Genomic DNA, 20849 nt, shown 5'->3' on the forward strand with positions numbered 1-20849 from the left:
TACCTTTCAAAACAAAGGCTTGCACACCATTACTGATGCCAATGCTGTGGCTCAGGTGGGTGTTTCTACCTTTCAAAACAAAGGCTTGCACACCTCAAACGTTTTGCAAACGAAGAGCCTTTAAGGTGTTTCTACCTTTCAAAACAAAGGCTTGCACACCTTACAGGTTTAGAACAGAAATTATTACCAGGTGTTTCTACCTTTCAAAACAAAGGCTTGCACACCGTTAATGATACAAACAATTGAATACAAGTACTTTAACTTGTATTTTAATGATAAAAAATCTATCTATTTAAAAGGTTATTACTTTGATAATCTATTTTTAACTTTTTTTGATAGCCAATTAAGTTACAAATATCTTGGTCTTCTTCCATTTCCCAATATGTCCAACCTGCTGGTATGCTTCCATGAAAAGCGGTATTTCTTAGGTCTTTTAATTTATTTAGTAAAGGGGCTTTGAGTCCTGCTTTGGTACAAACTTCTGTAAAATTGATGTGTGCTTTCGCTCCATTTTGAGTTTTATTATTTTCCAAAATCGCTATTTCAGCATCGCTCATACTATCTACAATCTTCTTCTCCCAATCTAACATATAAAAAGCCCAATGCACAGCATCATTAAATACTCTTTGTATTTCTTTAAATACTTCTTCATAAGCAATGCTATAACCTAGTGCTGTTTTGGTTATTTGCATTTGTGGCTTTTCGGTATGTTGTTGATTGTTTTCAAATCGTTTAATCGCTTGAATAATTGCCAGTTCAATCGTTGGAGTACTTTCTACCAACAAATAGTCATCTAATTGATGAAACTTGATGTTTAAGGTAATTTCACCGTAATTATTAATCAATATTTTCTTGCTAATTGCCGATTGGGACAAATTATTTACCTTCCATTCATCTTCTTGATTACCAATAAAACTTCTATAAGCGGGACTAGTCTTTTTTTAATAATCTTTTGCCATTTGCCAAAGCAAAGTATCTTGGCAAAGTAGTTCATTCATAGCTCCAATCAATTTCTTTTTAACCTTGGAAGATTCCTCTCCAGTATTGTAGCCTTCCAAATATCCTTGGTACTGGTAATGCGTATTTCGGAGACCCAATTGCCATTCCGTTTTTTCATAGACTTTCTTTGATAAACGAAACTTACCACCACTTTCATTAAGCTCTTTAGCATAGAACTTTCTAAGCACCAGTATTGGATGAATATCAAAAGGAATATAATCGGCTAAATGGCTGTTTTTATAAGTAGGGATACCCAATTTACCCAATATTTTGTTCAGTTCTTTGCCTTTTAAAATTGACATTAAAGCTTGCCAGTTTTCTAATAAAGCAATTGTTGCTTGGGCTACTTTGGTTAATAAATCATCAATATTTTTGGCTTCTTTCAAAAGTGTTTTGATTTTATCTGGAATATGAGGCAAAGCATTTTGAATCAAAAAAGCATACTTCCCACGACTAAGGTCTTTGCCTGTTCTTTTCTCTAAGCAATAATGATAGACACTCATTTGTTGATACTCGCTTTGACGCAAGAATTTAAACTCACTTTTCGCTTCATAATGCCAGTCGAAATATTTATAACAACGCATAATTTGCCGATTTTTCTCTGCTCTACCCATTGGTATTTTAGCTTTGTTGTTATCGGCAAATATTTTTAGTTCATCCACAATTTTCTCAATACGCTTATTAGCTAACACCCTTAATTGAGGCGTATCTAAAGCTGGTTCTTGCTTATTGGCAATTTTAAAAGAAGTTGGAATTTCGTTTGCTTGTAGAATCCTAAGATTAGCAATATCTGTTTGAGTTGTTGGGTCTTTTAACTTATTGATGTCATGAATGATGCCCATAAAGAAAGTACTAACCTCTTTTTTATCTTCTAAAGAAGCAATCAGAAGATTCTTTAAAGCACGATGCCCCAACAAAAACTTATGTTTAGGCGTATCATTTTTATCGGTTTGCTCTTGGTCGAAAATCCCCACAATCACTTGTCCATCTTTAATAGCTAAACGCCAATCACTACTATTATCTTCTGAATCATTGGTTTTGGCTAAACTTGGCTTTTGATTACTAAACATTACTCTACGTTTGTTTACCAACAATTCCACTTTTTCCATTTTGCCATTTACCATCTTTTCTTTTACCTCTAATTCAGGTTCAAAGCGTTCAAACATCCAGTACCATGTTTTTACTTTCTCAAAATCAATCAAATACTGCACTGCAAAATGCACAAAATGGTCGAATGAACGAGGTTTTTCATTGGTTTCATAATAAAAATCATAATAGCTCAATTCAATAGGATGCGTCTTTATAGCCTCCTCAAAGGTTTCCTGTTTTTCATCAAAAGCCTTATCGAATTTAGCCACCTCTATTTTATCAAGCCATTTGCCCATTAAAGTTCTTAGCCTTTCGCCACTTCTCAGTTTGAACAAATAATAAGGATTGATTACATCTTGAAAAGAAAGTTGGTTTTCAGTTAAATGAAGCTCTCTAAAAGCATTATCGCTAATGAATTGATGAATAAAATTACGCTCGTCGATAAACTTTTGTAATTTCTCAAGTATAGCATTTCCCTCATCTTCACACCGAATACTATCAAGTATTAAGCGATGAAAACTTACTCTACTAATATGGATAGAATAGTTGTTAAATGTAATGTCTAAAAATTGTTCTAATGTCACTGTTTGCATTTCATCAACACTATCTTTTGGCGGTTTAATTTCCTTTATCAAAGGTTTTATATCCAATCCTTTTAAAACAGGATGTGTTTTGCAAAAAGCAATCATCTGTTCAGCATTAATAATCAAGGTTTTATCGGGCAAATGAAGAGGAAATAGTTTGAGGTCATTACTTACATCAGGAACATCATTGAGATAAGAAATAAGTTTAAACGCTTGTCGAGCCGCCAAAATTTCTTGCTGTTCTAGGGCGGTCATTGTTCCCAACATATTATCTTCTTGTCCATAATGTTGCCTTGCAGCACCGTCACGATGTGTGTAAAATCGGTAAACTAAATGTTTGATTTTAAATTCGTTAGTATCGGTTCTTTTATATCCCTTGTGAAGTTGAAGAAAACGAGCCATTTCTCCCCTTGTCAGGAAAAAGCTCAAGAAAAAAGCCTTCCCATCTTTAGTGATATAGTCTTTTCCTTCATGAGTTTTAAAAAGTGGTCTTTCCTTACAAGCACTTTCATAGTCTAATAACTCCTTTGAATAATCTTTCATGAAAGACAACTTGGCATCATCATGCAGTTGAAGAATGTGCTTTTTTAACTCAGGTGAAATCATCAAAACGTCATTATCATGCCAATAATGCGATTGAAAATTCCTTATCTCACTCAATTTCTCCAAAGCTTCAATCATGATTTTTCTGTCATCGGGGGTAATAACATAGCCAGAAGAGTTTTTATTAGTCATAAAACCTTTCCAGAGATAATCACGAAGTTTAGAAAAAACTTTATCGTTTTTGGAATCATTGGCATTTTTTAGCCACGAATCAAATTCTTTTTCTAAAGTATTCTTATTTGCTTCATACTTTTTCCCAAGCAAATGGTTGACAAGCCCCGCAATTCTAAAAAAAGCGAGGTTAAAGAAAATGGCAAATTCAGGATACTTTCCACCAGTGAATACATCTTTTTTAGTGATGGTTCTTGAAAAAGAAGCTTTACTACTTTGGTTCTTAGGAGACATGAGAATATTATTTAATAGGATTTGTGTATTCTCAAAAGTAGTGTTTTTAAAGCAAAAGCTCTGCCCATATTAAAAGATATATTCTCTTCACTATGAACAAAAACTAGTAGTATCAAAAAGACGGAAAAACTTATCTCGGAGACAGAACAAGCTATCAAAAAGATAGAAAAACCTATCTCTGAGACAGGACAACTCATCAAAAAGACGAAAAAACCTATCTCTGAGATAGGACAACCTATCAAAAAGATATAAAAACCCCTCTCGAAGACAGGACGACTTATCAAAAAGATGGGAAAACCTATCTCAGAAATAGGACAAGCTATCAAAATGATGGAACAAGCTATCTCAGAGATAGGACAACCTATCAAAAAGATGGAAAATCCTATCTCGGAGATAGGATTCGTTTGGTTTTTTGTTCAAAAATGAATTGAAAACCAAATAATATTCTGAATTGGATTAACATGGTTCGGAGAGTACTCTCGAACGCTCCCGAAATGAGTAGGAGAGGGAAAGCGTAATGAATATTTGTTAATAATTGCTTTAACTATAGTTTTTGATTTCACCCAAAAACAACTGATAATCAGCAATAAAGGGTTAAATAGCCAATTTCTCTTCATCACATGATGATGTATTGGGTTTGCTAAAACCACCCAATATGCGTAAATTTGAGGAAAATTGCCAACGATTATTTGTCACAAATTGATTTTCAATACTCTTTCTGTTTCTATTTAAGCTGTGGTAAGTATCATGGCATGATTTTCTTATTAAACACATTGAGGTAATCCTTGCTTTTTATTTTACTATTCAAATATCATGAAAAAACTTTCTATCTTTTTTGTAGCCATTTTAGTGGCTTTGGTTTCTGCTTGTGGCGTTACGCCAGATATTCAACCAACAACTGTTGACAATACTTTGCCTGCTGCTACGGGTGGCCTAGATGTTACTTTTACTGACCCAACTATCAATGCTACGTCGTCTGTTGTAGCGGCTAATGGCGATAACGTAAACGTTTCTTTATTAATCAAGAAAACGGCATCGGGTGGTAAGCCACGTATTATGAGAGTATTTGTTGAAACTACTGCAAATTACCGTCCTGCCAATGCAACGCCTTTGTTTGAAATTAAATTGAAAAATAAAGACGAGCAAACACAAACAATTGAATACACGGTTTCGCCAACTTCTGGAAAAGTATATATCCACTTTGATGTGTATGACAATACTTCAACTGATGCTAACAGTACTTCAGCCAATGTAACTCGTAAAACTTTGGTGGTGAATGTTTCATCTCAAGCACAGATTGCTTCTTGGCCATCAATTACTTTAGGGGCACAGTCGAATGCGGCGGGTTCAAGAGTAACGTCTGCAACGGGTGATATTTATAAAGTATGTGACTTAGATTCTAACATGAAATATGTAGATATTACGTATGCTTCTGTAGGTTCGCCAGTAAAATCTACCTTGATGTCGAATCCTGCTAGAAATACAACCTTTAGTTTAAGTACTATTGCTACTGCTACCGATTGTTCGGGTTCTTATACTGGTGGAGGTTCAGCTACCTATTTTGCAGTAGCACCAACATCTGTTGACTTTGCTACGGCTGATGATTTAGCATTGGGAGCTTTAAGTATCTCGAATACTGCACCACAGTATATTGCGATTGAATCTGGTAAAGTATATGCTTTCTTGAATGGTAGAGGTAAGAAAGGACTTATCAAAGTGAATAGCATCGTTGCTGGTGTAGCTGGTACGATTAGCGTGGATATTAAAGTGCAGAAATAAAGCATTGTTGTAATAAACACGAAGAATACAAGCATAAAAAAAGAGCCATTTTCCTTGGAAAGTGGCTCTTTTTTTATGCTATCAATATAGTTTTGAAACTTATTTAGCTGGCTTTTTAAAGATTGACTCATCAATTTTAGGATTCAATTTGATTGATTCAGTTTCAATCGTCATGCTTCCACCCATTGGGCTAGGAGTTTCCATTGTATGAGCAAATGTCAAACCTTCTATTTGTTTGAAGTTAGAATACGTTACCTCTGCGTCAATTTCTTGTCCTTGTACCTTACGTTTTCCACTTGTTTTTAAAGTATAATACGTAGAAGTAGAAAGATAAATGTTGGTTACATCTCCGTTTTTTTCAGTCAATTTTAATTTATAAGCGTCAGCACCATCTACTTTTTCAGTACCTGCTAATTCTAAAGTAGAGCCGTTTTCTTTATAACCAAACAATGAACCACCTAAGTTTAATTGTTTACGAGATTCTCTAACCATTGCTATTGGCATATCTTCTGGCGCTCCTGTTCCTTGCATCATCACTGGTCTGATAGACCAACCTGTTTCGCCATCTACTACAGTCGTCATTTCTTGTCCCATTACACTAACATCCGTTCTCAAAGATTTTCCTGATACAATTACTGTTTTACTTTCAATATCCATTCCTTGAACTGAAAACTTATTCTTCATTTCTAAGCTTTTTAAAGCTTTCCATTTTTCTAGTCCACCAATTGCTTCAATGTGTTTTGTTACAATTTCATCGGCTGTTTGTGCAAAAGCACTTGCTGTCGTTGCTAAAACAATCAAAGCAGCACCCATCATTTTTGAAATTTTCATGTTTATGTTTGTGTTAAATGTGTTTGAAATGATATTATCTGTTTCGGTTTTTGTATAAATACGCTTTGTATTCAATTTTGTTTGAAAAGTAACAAGGAATATATTCATCACAAAACACTAACATGACAATCAGTGATTTTGGAGGATGAATGGAGAAGCTTTTTGAGTTGTGAATTAGCCAATTAGTGATTGAGTGAATTAGTGAGTTGTGAATTAGTGATTGGATGAATTGTGATTTAGTGAATTAAAATGGATTACTCTTTTCTTTTGATTAACTCCATTTAAAAAAATGCTTAATCTTGTTGATAACAAATTAACTAATTCACAACTCAAAATTTACAATTCACTAACTCACTCAATCACAACTCACTAACTAACAATTGTCTCCGCTGTTAAAGAATTTTTTGGAAAAGATTTTAAGGCTATTAATAAAGCAATGATTGTCAAGAAAGCTGCCATCATAAAAGCTGCTCCGGGGAAGAATATGGGTGCATCATCTGCCGAAAAGTAAGCAAATAAATTAGATGCTAATAATGGTCCGAATATCGTAGTAACACTTTGTAAACTTGTTAAACCTCCTTGTAATTCACCTTGTTCGTTGGCAGGTACTTGTTTGGATATAATACTTTGTAAAGCTGGCCCCGCAATACCACCTAAACCAAAAGGAATCATAAAGGCATACATCATCCAACCTTTTGTAGCCAAAGCAAACAAAGCAAAACCTGCCGCATAAAATAATAATCCTACCATGACAGAGTTTCTATCTCCTAACTTTGGATTGATAATTCTATTTAAACCACCTTGTACAATAGCTACAACTAAACCCACAAAAGAAAGTGAATAACCTACTTCTGCCAATGTCCAATTAAATTCTTTCATCGTAAAATATGACCATGTACTTGGATGTGTTTGTCCTGCCAATTGCAAACAGAAAAATGCCCCAACCAGCCCTAACACTACTGGATAACGCCCCAAGTTTTTTAATGAACCAATCGGGTTGGCACGTTTCCAATCAAAATCTCTTCTATGTTCTTGCGACAGAGATTCTGGTAATACAAAATAACCATAAAGCCAATTAAGCAGTGTTAAGCCTGCGGCTACAAAAAAAGGTACTCTTGCACCTATATCTCCTAATACTCCACCAATGACTGGTCCAATAATAAAACCAATACCAAAAGCTGCACCAATCATTCCAAAGTTTTTAGAGCGATTTTCATCATTAGAAATATCTGCAATGTATGCCGATGCCGTTGTAAAGCTTGCCCCCGTAATACCAGCAATGATTCTTCCTGCAAAAAGCCATGCAATAGTTGGGGCAAAACCCAAAAGAATATAATCTAAACCAAAACCAAACAGCGAACCTAAAATAATAGGACGGCGACCATACTTGTCACTCAATCCACCTAAAATTGGTGAAAAGATAAATTGCATCACTGCATAAGCCGCCATCAAAAAACCAGAATATTGTGAAGCTTCGCTAAGTCCTTTACCAGTAAGTTCTTGTAATAATTTAGGTAAAACGGGAATAATAATTCCGATTCCTAAAACATCAATAAGAATGGTAATAAAAATAAATAGAATTGCGGGATTACGTTTTGCCGACATGGGGGAGATTGAATTCAAGGATAATTTTTAGCAAGATACTCATTTTTTGTTTACTACTGAATCTGCTATTTCAGCTTTTATCAGCATAAAAAGGATTGATAATCTTGTTATATTTTAACATTGATGCTTTTTAGTGGTATTGCTTCGGAAATACCAAAGTGAATATTGTCCCTTTGCCTATTTCACTTTTAAAGCTAATCGTTCCGCCAAGTTTATGCGTAAACTCTTTGGTGATATTCAATCCTAATCCTGTACCGTCGATATTTAAAACATTATTGGCCCTGAAAAATATCTCAAATAAATGTTTTTGATCTTCTGGAGGAATTCCAATGCCGTAATCTTGAATGATGATTTTGAAATCTTGGTCATTAACCTCCAACGACAAACTAGGATTTGGTGCGTTGGTAGAGTATTTGAAGGCATTATCAATCAAATTATTGATAATATGCTTTAATAAAGAAGCATCAGAATATATTTCTTTATTTTCTTCGGGCAAAACCAGTTCTAATTTTCGATTGTCTTTTCTATCATGATAATATTGATTATTAATGTCTTTAATCAAGGATGTAATATCAAGATATTCTAACTCCAAATTAATTTTATCATTGGCAGATTTCTCCAGTAACAATACATCCGAGAGCATTTCTGTCAATCGATTCGCTTGTGAAGTAACTCTGTTGAGATGATGTTTTAATTTTTCTTTTGTCTCAACATCCGACAGCATGTTGATGTAAATTCCCAGAATATCAATACTTGTGACAATCGTTGCCAATGGTGTTCTGAATTCATGCGAAGCAAATGAAATGAATCTTGATTTTAATAAGTTTATCTCCTTCTCTTTTTCCAATGAAAGTTCTAATTGACGAAGGTGTTTTTTAGATTCTTCAGCATTTTTTCGCTCAGTAATATCTATTAAGATTCCGTTAAAAATTATTTTATCCCCTAAAAATGTCGGGCTAGAAATTCCTTGAAACCATTTTAATTCACCATTATCAGTTAGTATTCTTCCTTCATAGTTCCAATTACTTCTACTAACCATTGATAAATAAACAGAATTCAAGAATGTTGTTTTATCTTCAGAATAAATATATTTAGCTAAATCTCTTGCGTTGTTGTCAAAATCTATTCCGAATATTTCTTGAATTTTAGCACTTAAATATGGGAAATGTGTTGTGCCATCGGCTTCAATACATAATTGATACACTACTCCTGGAACACTTTTAGCAAGGTTTTTAAACATCAATTCACTTGCAATGAGTTGTTCTTGTACCAATTTTTGTTCAGTAATATCAATACTAATACCTATTAATCTATCAATTTTACCTTGTTCATTCACAAGAGGAATTTTAGATAACAAATACCATACTCGTCTTTTGGTTGGGTCTTCAATTAATGTTTCTTTATTGATAATTGCTTCTCCTGTGTTGAAAACAGTTTGGTCTTCTTCAATAAAAATTTTGGCATACTCTGCTGTGAAAGTTTCATAATCACTCTTACCGATACCTTCTTTTTCGTCTTTGAATCCTAAGTATTCAAGTTCAGCTTTGTTGATTAGCGTTTTTCTGGATGCTAAATCTTTTACATACACATTGAGGGGTAAATTATCAATGATTGTCCTTAATAGATATTGCTCACTTTTAAGCAATTGTTCAGCCTTTTTCCTTTTGGTAATATCCATGAAGTTCATGATAATACCTTGAATTGACGGTTCAGTCAATTGATTATTAAAATGGGTTTCAATCCATAATAATTCACCATTGGTTTTTATATACCTAAAACTTGCTGTTGGGGAAGAATCTGGTTGTTCATATACTTGTTGAAAAGCCAAACGTAATCCTATTAAATCATCTGGGTGAACTAAATTTTTATCATATTCTTCAAGAGTATTAATTCCAAATATTTTTTTCCCGACTGGACTAATATCAATAATTTTTTTGTCAGCATTTACAATTGCGATACCCTCCGTACTTTTTTCAAAAAACGCTTTAAGACGTTTTTCTCGCTGAATAACATCATTTTCAACCTTTTTCTTTATTGTAATATCTTGTGAAGTAATTCTTATTTGAATATCTTTCCCATTTTCGTCTTTGTGGAGTCTGGCATCCATGACCAAATACTTTATTTGTCCATTGGGCATTTTTAACCGAAAATCAAGATTCAAATACTTGTTCTCGGTCATCATTAATTGATGCTGTTCAAGGAGTTTTTCTCTATCTTCTTCATGTACATACTTTATTGCATCAGCTAAATTGAGAGGACTTTGAGTAAAATCAAGCTCAAAAATATAATACATTTCTTCCGACCAGAAGTGGTTTTCTCCAACTAAATCTACTTCCCAATAACCCAATTTTGCTATGCTTTGGGCTGCTAATAATTGTTCATTTGTTTTTTGTAAAGCAACTTCGTTTAGCTTTCTTTCAGTTATATCTTTGCCGTAACAGGCAGTTCCTATTACTTTACCATCAAGCTTTATTGGATAGAATGATACTTCTCTCCATAAATTTTTCAAGTAAGTAATATTGTATTGTGCCGTAAAGGTTTCTCCTTCAAATGCTCTTTTATAATACGAAGTAAATAAGGCTAAATGAGTTTGGCTAAATGTTAGGGTTTCTAACATATTTTTGCCTGGGTAAATACTTTCTTGGATGTAGTCAAAAATCAATTTTTCGTAAGCGGTGTTAAAAGAAATTAAGCGAAAAGAAGTATCTACACTCCAAACAATGTCAGAGGTATTATCAATTAATGACTTCAAGTTTCTTGCATCAAATTCTCTTTGCTTTCTTGCCAAAACTTGTTCATTAATATCTCTAAAATTCAATAACACAGTTTTAATTGCTTGGTTTTCAAGGAAGTTATGAATGGTTGTTTCAAGCCATTTTTCTGAACCATCAGGCATGATAATCCTAAATTCTATTGTTTTGGCTTGGTATTGATTGTCAATTACTTCTAAGAAAAGATTACCCAAAGCTGCTTTGTCTTCAGGGTGTATTTTCAATTTGGCTTTGATGGTAGATGTATTTTCGTCGTTGTAGAAACCTAATATTTTTTTGCCTGATGTACTAATTTCTAAAATTGTACCTTCAGTATCAATTAATGCAAAGCCTTCCGTAAAGTTTTCAATAATAGTACTAAAACGTTTTTCTATCATTTTATAACTCTCATCCTTTGCTTTACGAGTAGAAATATCTTTGAAATAGCCATGCCAAATTGTTGAACCATCTACATTATTTTCAGGATTTGCGAATACTTTTATCCAGCGAAAATTATGTTCATGCTCTTTAATTCTGAATTCATAAAACCAATTAGATTGTTCCTTTTGTGAAGTTTGGAGAGTAGTAAAAAAGTCATGGTAATCTTCTTGAAATATCGACTCAAGATAGAGCGTAGGATTACTTAGGAAAGAGGTTTTATCTGCTTTGAAAAAAATATGTTCAATATCTTTACTGATGTAGAGAAACGAGATGCTTCCATCGGCTGATAATACCAACTGAAACATTGCTATAGGTGAACTATCAATGCTTTTTTCAATATTTTGGTTTTTTGTTGATGTATTCTCCACTTTTATTCAGATTGTTTTTAATTTTCAGAAACCATCGATCAACAATAAAACTAACAATTGAAATCATTGTTGGAAATATTATACATTTAATTGGTATTACAACTTACACAAAAGTTTGTTAACAACGAGATTTAAAGCATAGAATTCGGTAATATTTTGCTGTTTTTTTGATGGAAGCCTAAAAGTGAATGTTAAAAGAGAATATTATTTTTTTGAAATAAAGCTTAGGATTTTTGGGAGATTAAAGGAAGAGTTATACCAAAGTATTTGCAGTTAATCATATATCAAGTAATGAGAGAAGTTTATCGAGGTATCAATAAAAGTGGTGTAGAACTATTTACTGATTGCAATTTATTGTATTGTGCTCAATTGTTGAGTGATTATTTAGTTTACGGTCTAAAATATTTGATAAATACAAATTCGCATTGCTATAGTTTAATTTTATATATTTAAAAAACCTCCTTATCTAAGCTTAAAAAGCACAGATAAGGAGGCTTTAATGAACAGCGAGTATGATTAATCTATCGTAATATCATTTTTTTTCGCTGTATCGCTGGCTAATTCAACATCTTTAATAACTTTTTTAGTAAAAGGCATTTTTGGATTTTGCCAAGTCAAATACTCTTCTTTTGGTTGATTCCTAATAATTCTCAATCCTTTTTCTGTAGTTTGTGTACCTACTTGTTTGTAATTCCTATTGATTGCGACATTCTCGCTGATAGGAAACCCTTTTTTGTTATTTTTTTTAGCTGCCGCAGCTGCTTTATTAGGGTGTTTATAATTACTTGTGCTATACCCAGGGTCACCTGAAGGAACCTCCTGAGCAAACGAACCATAACTAGCTACTAGTAATAAGCTCGCCCAAAAAAAATTAGATTTCATAACAATATGATGTTTAAGTTGTATGGTTTTGTTTCAGAATTTAATTTCCAGAAAGCCTCAGTATAAAAAATAAACCTTACTGAGCTTTATAATAAGTATAAGTAAAAACACTTATTGCACTTGGATAACGAAAGTTGCAAACAAAAATTTTAATTGCCAAATGATGGATTCAGAGGATAAAAGCTGAAGAATTCAACTCTTTTTTTAATATTTTGTTGTTTTTTTATGAAATAAGATAGAAAATATAGCATATCTTGGAAGTTTTTCTATTAGATAAGGATAAGTATAGACGAATTGCTACTCGAAATGATAGAATAGAAAAAAATGAGGAAATGATTTTTTTTTGAAGGCTACTGAAAGTGTATAACTATAAAAATATCCTAAAAACGATTGAATCAACGATTTTTTGTAAGAACTACTGTTAAACATTAAGCTAAAAATTAGAAATAATGTCTTTTTTTATGATTTTAATTCTTTTTTAATCTTAAAATCATAAAATGATAATAAGTAAAAATACTTACCATTGTTTAATAAAAAATGGAATTATTGAAATGTTATCCTTCCAATAATTCCATTTGCCAGTAAAAGCATATAGCTTTTTAGTTCTCAAAAAAATGTTTTACCTGTGGCTGGGCTTTTAATCCTTCCAGAATATCTTTGGTTAAAGGTTTTGAAACATAAGAAATTACTTGTTCATAAGTACTTGCTTTGTCGAGGTCGTGCTGGTCAATTGAAGAACTAACCATTACCACATAAATTTGATTTTTGAGGGCTTGTTTTTGTAAAGCTTCCAACAATTCCCATCCATTCATAATTGGCATGTTGATGTCTAGCAATATCAAATAGGCATCATCTCCATGATTGTTGACGATGAAGTCAAATGCTTGTTGCCCATCAGCAAAATTTATTGGAGAATCAGTCAATCCGCTTTTTTTGGCTATAATTGAGTGCAAAGTTTGCACCATTTTGTCATCATCTACTATTAATAAATTGAGTTTCATATTAAAATATGGTTGTGATCTATTTGAATCGTGTTGTTGATTTTTCGGATAATTCCATCAATTTCGTAAGCAGAATCAAGAATATTTTGTAGTAGTTCTTCTTTGCTTATTTCAACACTATCGAAATCGTTTAATAAATTGATAATACCCATTATACGTGCCACTGGTGCCCGCACAACATGCGACTGCATCCATGCAATTTCACGTAATTGTTTGTTTTGTGCTTCTATTGCTCCAAGATGTTTCTTTTGGTCATTAATATCTTGAACCATCCCATACAATCGTATAGGTTTTCCTTGTGCTAATTCTACTCTTCCTTTAGCTCTTACCCATCTTTCTCTTCCCTTAGCAGTAACGATTTGTACTTCCAAATCGTATGGCATTCCCGAATGTATTGCTTTGTTCACCGCTGACATGATAGCATTTCTGCTTTCTCCTTCTTTATAAGAATACATACTGCTTTCAAAAGTAGGTTCATAGTCAATCGGTACTTCATGAATCTCTTTAGTAATTGAACCCCACGTAACTTTTTTAGTTGCAATATCAAATTGCCAACCACCAATTCTTCCAATTTCACTTGTTTCTAATAAAATTCTTTGATTTGTTTCCAGTTCCAGTTCAATTATTTTTCGTTTAGTGATATTTCTACCAAACATTGCTGCACCTCTAATTTCATTGCCCTCTCTGATTGGATTGAATATAATTTCTGTCCATGAACCCCAAATTGAGCTTATTTCTGGAGTATATGATTCGTAGGTAAAAGAATCTCCTTGTAACACTCGTTGATGTAAAGCATCCCACTCTTTTCTAGTTTGGTCAATAATTCCATCAAAATCATTAACAAAATCTCCTGGTTTTAAAGTAACACCATAAATTTGTTTAATTAAGTGTAAATATGCATCATTTGCGGTTGCCAAACGTTGGTCTCTATCGATACTCCACACTAAATCGTCAGTACTGTTGATAAGAGCAGCAGTATTTGTTTTTTCGGCTTCAAGAAGTAGTAAATGAAGTTTCTGTTCGGTGATATCATTGATTAGTACATGGCGTGCTTTGCGTCCTTGGTATTTTATACCGTGTGTGGTTATAAGTACTGAGATAGTCTTTCCGTCTTTTTTGATATGCCTCCACTCATATTGAGTATCTTCAAGTTCTTCATTGGGATTTGAAAGGTCAAGAAATTTGTAGGCGTCTTCTTTGGGTCTAATGTCCAAGAGTGTCATTTTTAAAAACTCCTCTCTTGAATAACCATAATGGCGAATAGCAGCTTCGTTGATTTCTAAAAAAGCAAGTGTTTCGATGTCATAAATCCACATGGGTTGTGGGTTCGATAGAAAAAGTGCCTCGTATTGAGTTTTACTTTTTTTTAACTTCTCTTTATCTTTTCTTCTTTTGGTAATATTTCTAGCATTGATAACCAGTTTTTCTACTTGTCCTTTTTCAATAATTGGATGAAAGGAAAGTTCTAGCCATTGTTCGTTATACCATTTTGTACCTGAAATATGAGTATTAACGGTGAAGAATATTCCTTTAAAAGCTCGTTCACAGTGACCTTTGAAATTTTCTATTAATTCGCCTGAATGAATCCCTTTTAGTAAAAAGTAATCTCCTTTTTTGGGCGTTTCCCCAGTATGTTTTTTGATAGCTTCTATATATGTTTTATTAGCAGAAATAAGGTTTAAGTTCTTATCTATGCACCATATATAATCGTTGGTTGAACTTAATAATACTTTTAATTGATTCCTCTCGAAAATGAGTTCTTCTAAATTGAGCTGACTCTGTTCTACCAGTGAAATAGTTTTCTGAGCGAAAGCTCTAAATATATTTTGTTCTTTAATCGTGAGTTCAACATACTTTATATTCAATAAGGAAATATGACCAAATATGGCTCCATTGGATAAACACAATGCTTTGCTTGTGATAGATGAAATACCATTAGTTAAAAAGAAATCTTCTTTAGGATTATTGACCGTAAAAATGTCATCTGTTTGCTCAAACTGATGTTGGAGAAGATAGCAACTTAACTGAAAGGTTAAGCTGAATGGATGGTTACTTTGTGACCTGTGCCATTGTTTCTTGGCTCCTAAAAAGGAGACACAAATGACGGAAGTGTCAAATATATTTGAAGCAACATCAAGAACGAAATCGAAATCGTTTTCCTTTAGAGCTTCAATTTGAATTGCAATAAATTCATTTGGCGGAGTGAAGTTATTCATATCTAATTAAAAAGCAGTTATGTAAAAAATTGATAGGAGTGGCGTCTCGTATCAATCATATTGCAAACTAATGAAAAAAAGTTACTTTGTATTCATTTTTGTATTATTTATGTTGGATTTTCACCGTAAAAGTTACTGAAAATATGGATTGGATGGTATTTTGTCAATTATTAAAATTTCAAAATTATTTGATAAATCTTTTTTTAACAGCAAGTTATGGTAATTAATAGAATCCTATCTTATGAACTTTATAAATCTCAGTATAAAACCATATTGTTTTGTAAATTTTTATTTTTGAGATTTACTTTCAGAACCCTAAAATCTGAATGAATTAATTAACCAATTTCAAGCCGATGGAAAAATTAACGGATGCTTATCAAAAATTTGATGAATATAACAAAACCGATAAAAATGTTTTTGAGTGGGAGGGAGAAAAATACCCGCAAGAGTATTTTTTGGCGATTCAATTGTACGACTGGGTACTCAAACTAGCACCTGATGCAAGCGAAGCTTTATTACTTGCGTCTAGATGCCAACACATTGGGCGTTGGGAAATAGCGAGAGAAAGCTACGCCGAAGGAAGAGTAGGCTATTTGACTTGGCGTAAAGATTTAGGGCAGTTTCATGCCCTAAAAGCTAAAGAAATATTACTTAATGTTGGTTTTGATTTAGACGAAATTGCTAAAGTTGAGAGAATTGTACTTAAACAGAGAATCAAAACTGACCCTGAAGTACAAACAATGGAAAACGCTTTGTGTCTTGTTTTTTTACAATTTCAGTATGAAGAATTTCATACAAAACATGATGCTGAAAAAGTAATTAATATTCTCAAAAAATCATTGATGAAAATGGATGCACACGGGCATCAGTTTGCTTTGTCCTTGACATATTCTGAAAAAGGATTGTCATATATTCAAGAAGCACTGAAATTATTGGCTTAGTATTTTTAATACTAGGATTTTGGTTTTCATTTTCCAACTTAATTTGTTTTCTACTTGAGAAATACGTTTAAAAAGTACTTCTTTGCTAAAGATTAAATTTTAATTAATAACTCTACTTGTATTGTAGATTAATTAAAGTCTATTAACTTTGTAGGAAACAATGAATTAAAACATTTATGGAAATCGAATCACCGACTAATCTTAAACCAGTTGTTGAGAAAAAAAAGTCTTCTAAAAATCCTTTTGAGGAGGCAATTATTAAAATTTGGAAAAGAGAAAGAACGATTTATGAAGTAGCTATTCATTTTTTCAATGCTTTGGCTTTAATGATTGTAGGATATTTTGTTTTCACTTACCTCACGATTCAGAATATTACCACAGGCTTTCACGAAATTAATTCTGATATTTTATATTATATTTTGGGAGGATTCATCGCCCAAATGATTGACGGAGCGTTAGGAATGGCTTATGGAGTAACGGCTTCTACTTTCCTTGCCAATGTGGGGGTTTCTCCTGCGGTTATTTCCATGAGTGTTCATGCCTCTGAAATTTTTACGAGTGGAGTATCGGGTTATATGCACTTAAAATTTGGGAATGTAAATTCTAAATTGTTCAAAGCAGTATTAATTCCGGGTGTAATTGGTGCTGTTTTAGGTGCTTATGCACTTTCTACTTTAGCGGATAGTTATATGCAATACGTTAAACCTGCGGTTTCTGTTTATACCTTGATTTTGGGTGTGATAATTATCCAAAAAGCATTGGTAAAACGCCAACAAAAGAAAAACGTAAAAATGATTGGACCTTTGGCTTGGTTTGGTGGAATGATGGATTCTATCGGAGGTGGTGGTTGGGGACCAATTGTTTCTTCTACGTTGATTGCTTCGGGGCGTCATCCGAAATATACCATTGGTTCTGTTAACTTGGCTGAATTCTTTATTTCACTTTCTTCATCGTTGACTTTTATTTTTGTTATTGGCTTCTCGCAATGGCAAGTAATTTTGGGTTTAATTCTTGGTGGAATCGTAGCCGCACCAATCGCCGCACGTTTGTCAAGTAAATTACCTGTAAAAGCTTTGATGATTATGGTAGGTATCGTTGTAATCTTGGCGAGTTTAAAGAAGATTATAGGATAATTCGATTGGAGATTTAGGAATGTTGATTTCGGGTTTTCGTGTGAAATATCAATATTAAAATCAATAGGGCTGGAGTTAATTCCAGCCCTATTGATTTTTCTGAAAGCTCATCGCTCACATCTTAAAGCTAATCTACGCCGTTACAAACTGCATTTTATGTAAACTTGCATACCAGCCATCTTTTTCCAACAGTTCATCGTGTGTGCCTTCTTCTTTGATTTCTCCTTTGTCTAATACCAAAATTTTATGAGCATTCTGAATAGTAGAAAGTCTGTGAGCAATAACAATTGCAGTTCTGCCTTTCATTAATTTTGAAATCGCATTCTGAATCATTTCTTCTGTTTCAGTATCAACCGACGAAGTAGCTTCATCCAACACAATTACTTTAGGGTCGTGAACCAAAGCTCTTACGAATGAAATCAATTGTCTTTGCCCAACCGAAAGCGTTGCACCTCTTTCCATTACATTGTAGTCGTAACCGTCAGGCAAGCGTTCAATGAAATCATGTGCACCAACCAATTTTGCCGCTTCTATGATTTTTTCTCTCGTGATACTTTTATCGCCTAAAGTAATATTGTTTTCAATCGTGTCAGAAAACAAAAATACATCTTGCAAAACCACACCAATTTTACTTCTCAGACTATTCAATTCATAATCTTGTAAATCGACATCGTCCACAAAAATTTTACCTTTATTGATTTCGTAAAAACGACTTAATAAATTAATCGTTGAAGATTTTCCTGCACCAGTTGCTCCGACTAAAGCAATGGTTTCGCCTTGTTTTACTTCAAAAGAAATATCTTTCAACACATATTCTTCGTCATTGTAAGCAAACCAAACGTTTTCGAAACGTACATTTCCTTTTAGTTTATCGGCTTTAAAAGTACCGTTGTTTACGACATATTCGTTGGATTCCAACAATTTAATAATTCTTTCGGTTGAAACAATTCCCATTTGAAGCGTATTGAAACGGTCTGCCAAAAAGCGAATCGGACGAAAAAACAAGTTCATAAACATGATAAAAGCTGTAAGTGTCCCCAATGTCATATCGTGTGTAAGAATTTGTTTTGAACCAAACCAAACAATTAAACCCGTTCCTGCGGCTAAAATTACATCGGCAAGTGGAAAGTAAACCGAATATGCCCAAATAGAACGAATATGTGCGTCACGGTGTACTTCGTTGATTTTTATAAATTTATCATACTCTAATTTCTCGGAATTAAAGATTTGTACAATGTTCATTCCTGTAATGTGTTCTTGCACAAAGGAATTCAAATTAGCAACAGCCAAACGTACTTCATTAAAGCTTTTCTTGATATATTCCTTGAAAAAATAAGTAGAAATTACCATGAACGGAACGGTACAAAGACAAAGCAAAGTCAAACGCCAATCTGTCCAAAACATTACGCCCGTAATTAAAACCAATTGTAGAATATCGCCAGCTATTGCCGCCAAACCTTCTGAAAATACATCATTAAGCGTTTCAATGTCCGAAACAGTACGAGTCACCAAACGACCGATGGGCGTATCATCAAAAAACTTTAGTCGAAGCGAAAGTATTTTCTCGTATAGTTGCACACGGATGTCACGAATAACGGTTTGTCCTAACCAGCCAGCCATGTAGGCACTTACAAATTGCAGAAAACCTTGTAAGAGCAAAACCCCAATCATCAACAAAAGCATGTTGGCAAGCATCGGATAATTGCCAGCTACGATATAATTATCAATAGTATGGCGAATTAACAATGGATTAAGTGGCACCACACAAGCCGAAACCATGATGATGACAACCAAAGACCAAAATCGTAATCGATAAGGAGTAAGGAAACTATAAATTCTTTGAAGGATTTGTATATCAAATATTTGCCCGCTTTTTTCTTCTTTTCTCATTAATTTGTTTGAAATATTGAGGTGGTTTTCAATAATACTTCAAAATTAACATAAGATTTTGGGGAATGGTTTAGCATGGTGGAAATAAGTAGCGTTCAGCTATCAGTTTTCGGACATCAGAGAAGGTATAAAAAGACTAAAAAATGACTCCGTATTTTCCCCGTATTGATTGGGTAGAAATACGGTATTTTAGTATAAAAATCCTTTAATTTGTTGATTTTGATGGTTTTAGTAAAAATGCCTATTGTGTAAATGATGATTAAATAGTAGTTTCAAATAGTTAAATCAATTGTTAAACATAAACCGCTTAAATTATCATGAAAAAACTATTTGGAAACCCACTAATTACTGCTTTTATTGGATTGTTTGTTGGAGGATTGCTTGTGTTTGTTTATTTTGACAAAGTTAAAGTAGATACTGATTCAAGTACTACTACGGATTTAGGTACTCCCGATGTGATTACTTCAAATGGTGAAAAATCTGCCACTAAACCTGATAGCGCTAAAGCTATGATAGATTCTCTTTATAAATTTATGGTTAAAGCCAAAACACCGAATGAAATTCGTGAGCTTTTTCACAAAAGCTATGCTTTAAGTGTAAGGGATGTCCAAGAGATAATAAATGAAATACAGAAAAACCCTAGCCCTATAGACAAAATACGTTTATATCCTGCTTTAAGAACTGTTGAAAACAAAAAGATTTTATCATTTATTCTTATGGTAGAAAAAAATGGTTCTATGCGGTGGGATCCATCAAAACCTCAGGATAGAGAAAAGTTAATTCAAGATCAATGGGGACCGTGTCCTAATGAATGTCCCCCAGGAAATGGAACTGACGATGGCAATGATTTATTTACTAAATTAGAATGGATAGAAGTAATGAATGGAACTTATATAAAAAAGAATTAAATTGAGTATAAAATAATTTAATATGAATTGGTATTTGGTCTATTTATTTATTCTTGCTTTAGCAACAATGGTAGGTGTTTTTAGATTCAAAGTTATTAGTACAAGCAATAAGTGTTTCTTATTGCTTGTACTAATAACACTCATAGTTGAAATTATTGCTTGGCAATTAGCAATGAAATCAGGTACAAACATAATTGTATATCATATCTTTACACCAATGCAATGTGCTTTAGTGCTGTTAGGTTATTACAAAGAGACAAAGATTAAAGTATTTTTTTACTTAATACCATTTGTCATAGTGTTAGGTACTGTCACAAGTATTTGGATTCAACCTATCCCATCATTTAATTCTTACTACATTTGTTTTGAATTATTCCTTTTTATATTTCTTGCACTTACATTTTTTAAAAGACTTTTAATAATC

14 protein-coding genes are annotated in these 20849 nt (G+C 33.1%); 5 read left to right on the top strand and 9 right to left on the bottom strand.

Annotated features, from left to right (window positions below; genetic code table 11):
• Positions 1-284: 284 nt before the first annotated feature.
• Together HNP25_RS14625 and HNP25_RS14630 are read right to left on the bottom strand one after the other, a co-directional pair.
• Positions 285-845, bottom strand: coding sequence for a hypothetical protein (locus tag HNP25_RS14625; RefSeq protein WP_184135272.1), 561 nt, complete (start codon positions 843-845; stop codon positions 285-287).
• A gap of 96 nt (positions 846-941) precedes the next feature.
• Positions 942-3680 (bottom strand): hypothetical protein, encoded by a 2739-nt coding sequence (locus HNP25_RS14630; protein ID WP_184135274.1) that lies wholly within the window; start codon positions 3678-3680, stop codon positions 942-944.
• A gap of 288 nt (positions 3681-3968) precedes the next feature.
• Here HNP25_RS14630 and HNP25_RS14635 point away from each other — a divergent pair, with 288 nt between their 5' ends.
• The gene (locus tag HNP25_RS14635) at positions 3969-4106 is read left to right on the top strand and encodes a hypothetical protein (protein ID WP_184135275.1); all 138 of its coding nucleotides are present in this window, start codon (positions 3969-3971) and stop codon (positions 4104-4106) included.
• 387 nt (positions 4107-4493) lie between these two features.
• A complete protein-coding gene (locus HNP25_RS14640) occupies positions 4494-5459 on the top strand; it encodes a hypothetical protein (protein WP_184135277.1) in 966 nt (321 codons plus the stop codon).
• Between the two features lie 99 nt (positions 5460-5558).
• On the opposite strand, the gene HNP25_RS14645 is transcribed toward HNP25_RS14640, so the two are convergent.
• The 6 genes from HNP25_RS14645 to HNP25_RS14670 form a co-directional block, all read right to left on the bottom strand.
• Positions 5559-6290 carry an outer membrane lipoprotein-sorting protein gene (locus HNP25_RS14645; RefSeq protein WP_184135279.1) on the bottom strand — a complete coding sequence of 244 codons (732 nt, stop codon included), beginning with the start codon at positions 6288-6290 and terminating at the stop codon, positions 5559-5561.
• A gap of 369 nt (positions 6291-6659) precedes the next feature.
• On the bottom strand, positions 6660-7913 hold the full coding sequence (locus tag HNP25_RS14650) for a TCR/Tet family MFS transporter (RefSeq protein WP_409012517.1): 1254 nt from the start codon (positions 7911-7913) through the stop codon (positions 6660-6662).
• A gap of 112 nt (positions 7914-8025) precedes the next feature.
• Positions 8026-11454 carry a sensor histidine kinase gene (locus HNP25_RS14655; RefSeq protein ID WP_184135280.1) on the bottom strand — a complete coding sequence of 1143 codons (3429 nt, stop codon included), beginning with the start codon at positions 11452-11454 and terminating at the stop codon, positions 8026-8028.
• 516 nt (positions 11455-11970) lie between these two features.
• Complete coding sequence (locus HNP25_RS14660; protein ID WP_184135282.1) at positions 11971-12336, bottom strand: hypothetical protein; 366 nt, start codon at positions 12334-12336, stop codon at positions 11971-11973.
• A 599-nt stretch (positions 12337-12935) separates the two neighbouring features.
• Positions 12936-13337, bottom strand: a complete 402-nt coding sequence (locus tag HNP25_RS14665; protein ID WP_184135284.1) for a response regulator — start codon at positions 13335-13337, stop codon at positions 12936-12938.
• Positions 13334-15553: a PAS domain-containing protein gene (locus HNP25_RS14670; protein WP_184135286.1), complete on the bottom strand. Its 2220-nt coding sequence runs from the start codon at positions 15551-15553 to the stop codon at positions 13334-13336. Before HNP25_RS14670 ends, HNP25_RS14665 begins: the two co-directional genes overlap by 4 nt.
• Positions 15554-15906: 353 nt before the next feature.
• Between HNP25_RS14670 and HNP25_RS14675 the strand changes: the two genes are divergently transcribed.
• On the top strand, positions 15907-16494 hold the full coding sequence (locus HNP25_RS14675; RefSeq protein ID WP_184135287.1) for a DUF4202 domain-containing protein: 588 nt from the start codon (positions 15907-15909) through the stop codon (positions 16492-16494).
• A 176-nt stretch (positions 16495-16670) separates the two neighbouring features.
• Positions 16671-17627, top strand: coding sequence for a sulfite exporter TauE/SafE family protein (locus tag HNP25_RS14680; RefSeq protein ID WP_184135288.1), 957 nt, complete (start codon positions 16671-16673; stop codon positions 17625-17627).
• Positions 17628-17759: 132 nt separating this feature from the next.
• On the opposite strand, the gene HNP25_RS14685 is transcribed toward HNP25_RS14680, so the two are convergent.
• Positions 17760-19517 (bottom strand): ABC transporter ATP-binding protein, encoded by a 1758-nt coding sequence (locus HNP25_RS14685; RefSeq protein ID WP_184135290.1) that lies wholly within the window; start codon positions 19515-19517, stop codon positions 17760-17762.
• A 317-nt stretch (positions 19518-19834) separates the two neighbouring features.
• Between HNP25_RS14685 and HNP25_RS14690 the strand changes: the two genes are divergently transcribed.
• Positions 19835-20425, top strand: coding sequence for a hypothetical protein (locus HNP25_RS14690; RefSeq protein WP_184135291.1), 591 nt, complete (start codon positions 19835-19837; stop codon positions 20423-20425).
• Positions 20426-20849 lie beyond the last annotated feature (424 nt).

Source organism: Arcicella rosea (assembly GCF_014204325.1).
GTDB classification, from domain to species: Bacteria; Bacteroidota; Bacteroidia; order Cytophagales; family Spirosomataceae; genus Arcicella; species Arcicella rosea_A.

Bases quoted from the DNA above. Each gene is read 5' to 3' on its own strand.
- HNP25_RS14685 (WP_184135290.1), bottom strand. From the start codon at position 19,517: ATGAGAAAAGAAGAAAAAAGCGGGCAAATATTTGATATACAAATCCTT.
- HNP25_RS14660 (WP_184135282.1), bottom strand. From the start codon at position 12,336: ATGAAATCTAATTTTTTTTGGGCGAGCTTATTACTAGTAGCTAGTTAT.
- HNP25_RS14630 (WP_184135274.1), bottom strand. From the start codon at position 3,680: ATGTCTCCTAAGAACCAAAGTAGTAAAGCTTCTTTTTCAAGAACCATC.
- HNP25_RS14680 (WP_184135288.1), top strand. From the start codon at position 16,671: ATGGAAATCGAATCACCGACTAATCTTAAACCAGTTGTTGAGAAAAAA.
- HNP25_RS14675 (WP_184135287.1), top strand. From the start codon at position 15,907: ATGGAAAAATTAACGGATGCTTATCAAAAATTTGATGAATATAACAAA.
- HNP25_RS14640 (WP_184135277.1), top strand. From the start codon at position 4,494: ATGAAAAAACTTTCTATCTTTTTTGTAGCCATTTTAGTGGCTTTGGTT.
- HNP25_RS14665 (WP_184135284.1), bottom strand. From the start codon at position 13,337: ATGAAACTCAATTTATTAATAGTAGATGATGACAAAATGGTGCAAACT.
- HNP25_RS14645 (WP_184135279.1), bottom strand. From the start codon at position 6,290: ATGAAAATTTCAAAAATGATGGGTGCTGCTTTGATTGTTTTAGCAACG.
- HNP25_RS14635 (WP_184135275.1), top strand. From the start codon at position 3,969: ATGGGAAAACCTATCTCAGAAATAGGACAAGCTATCAAAATGATGGAA.
- HNP25_RS14670 (WP_184135286.1), bottom strand. From the start codon at position 15,553: ATGAATAACTTCACTCCGCCAAATGAATTTATTGCAATTCAAATTGAA.
- HNP25_RS14690 (WP_184135291.1), top strand. From the start codon at position 19,835: ATGAAAAAACTATTTGGAAACCCACTAATTACTGCTTTTATTGGATTG.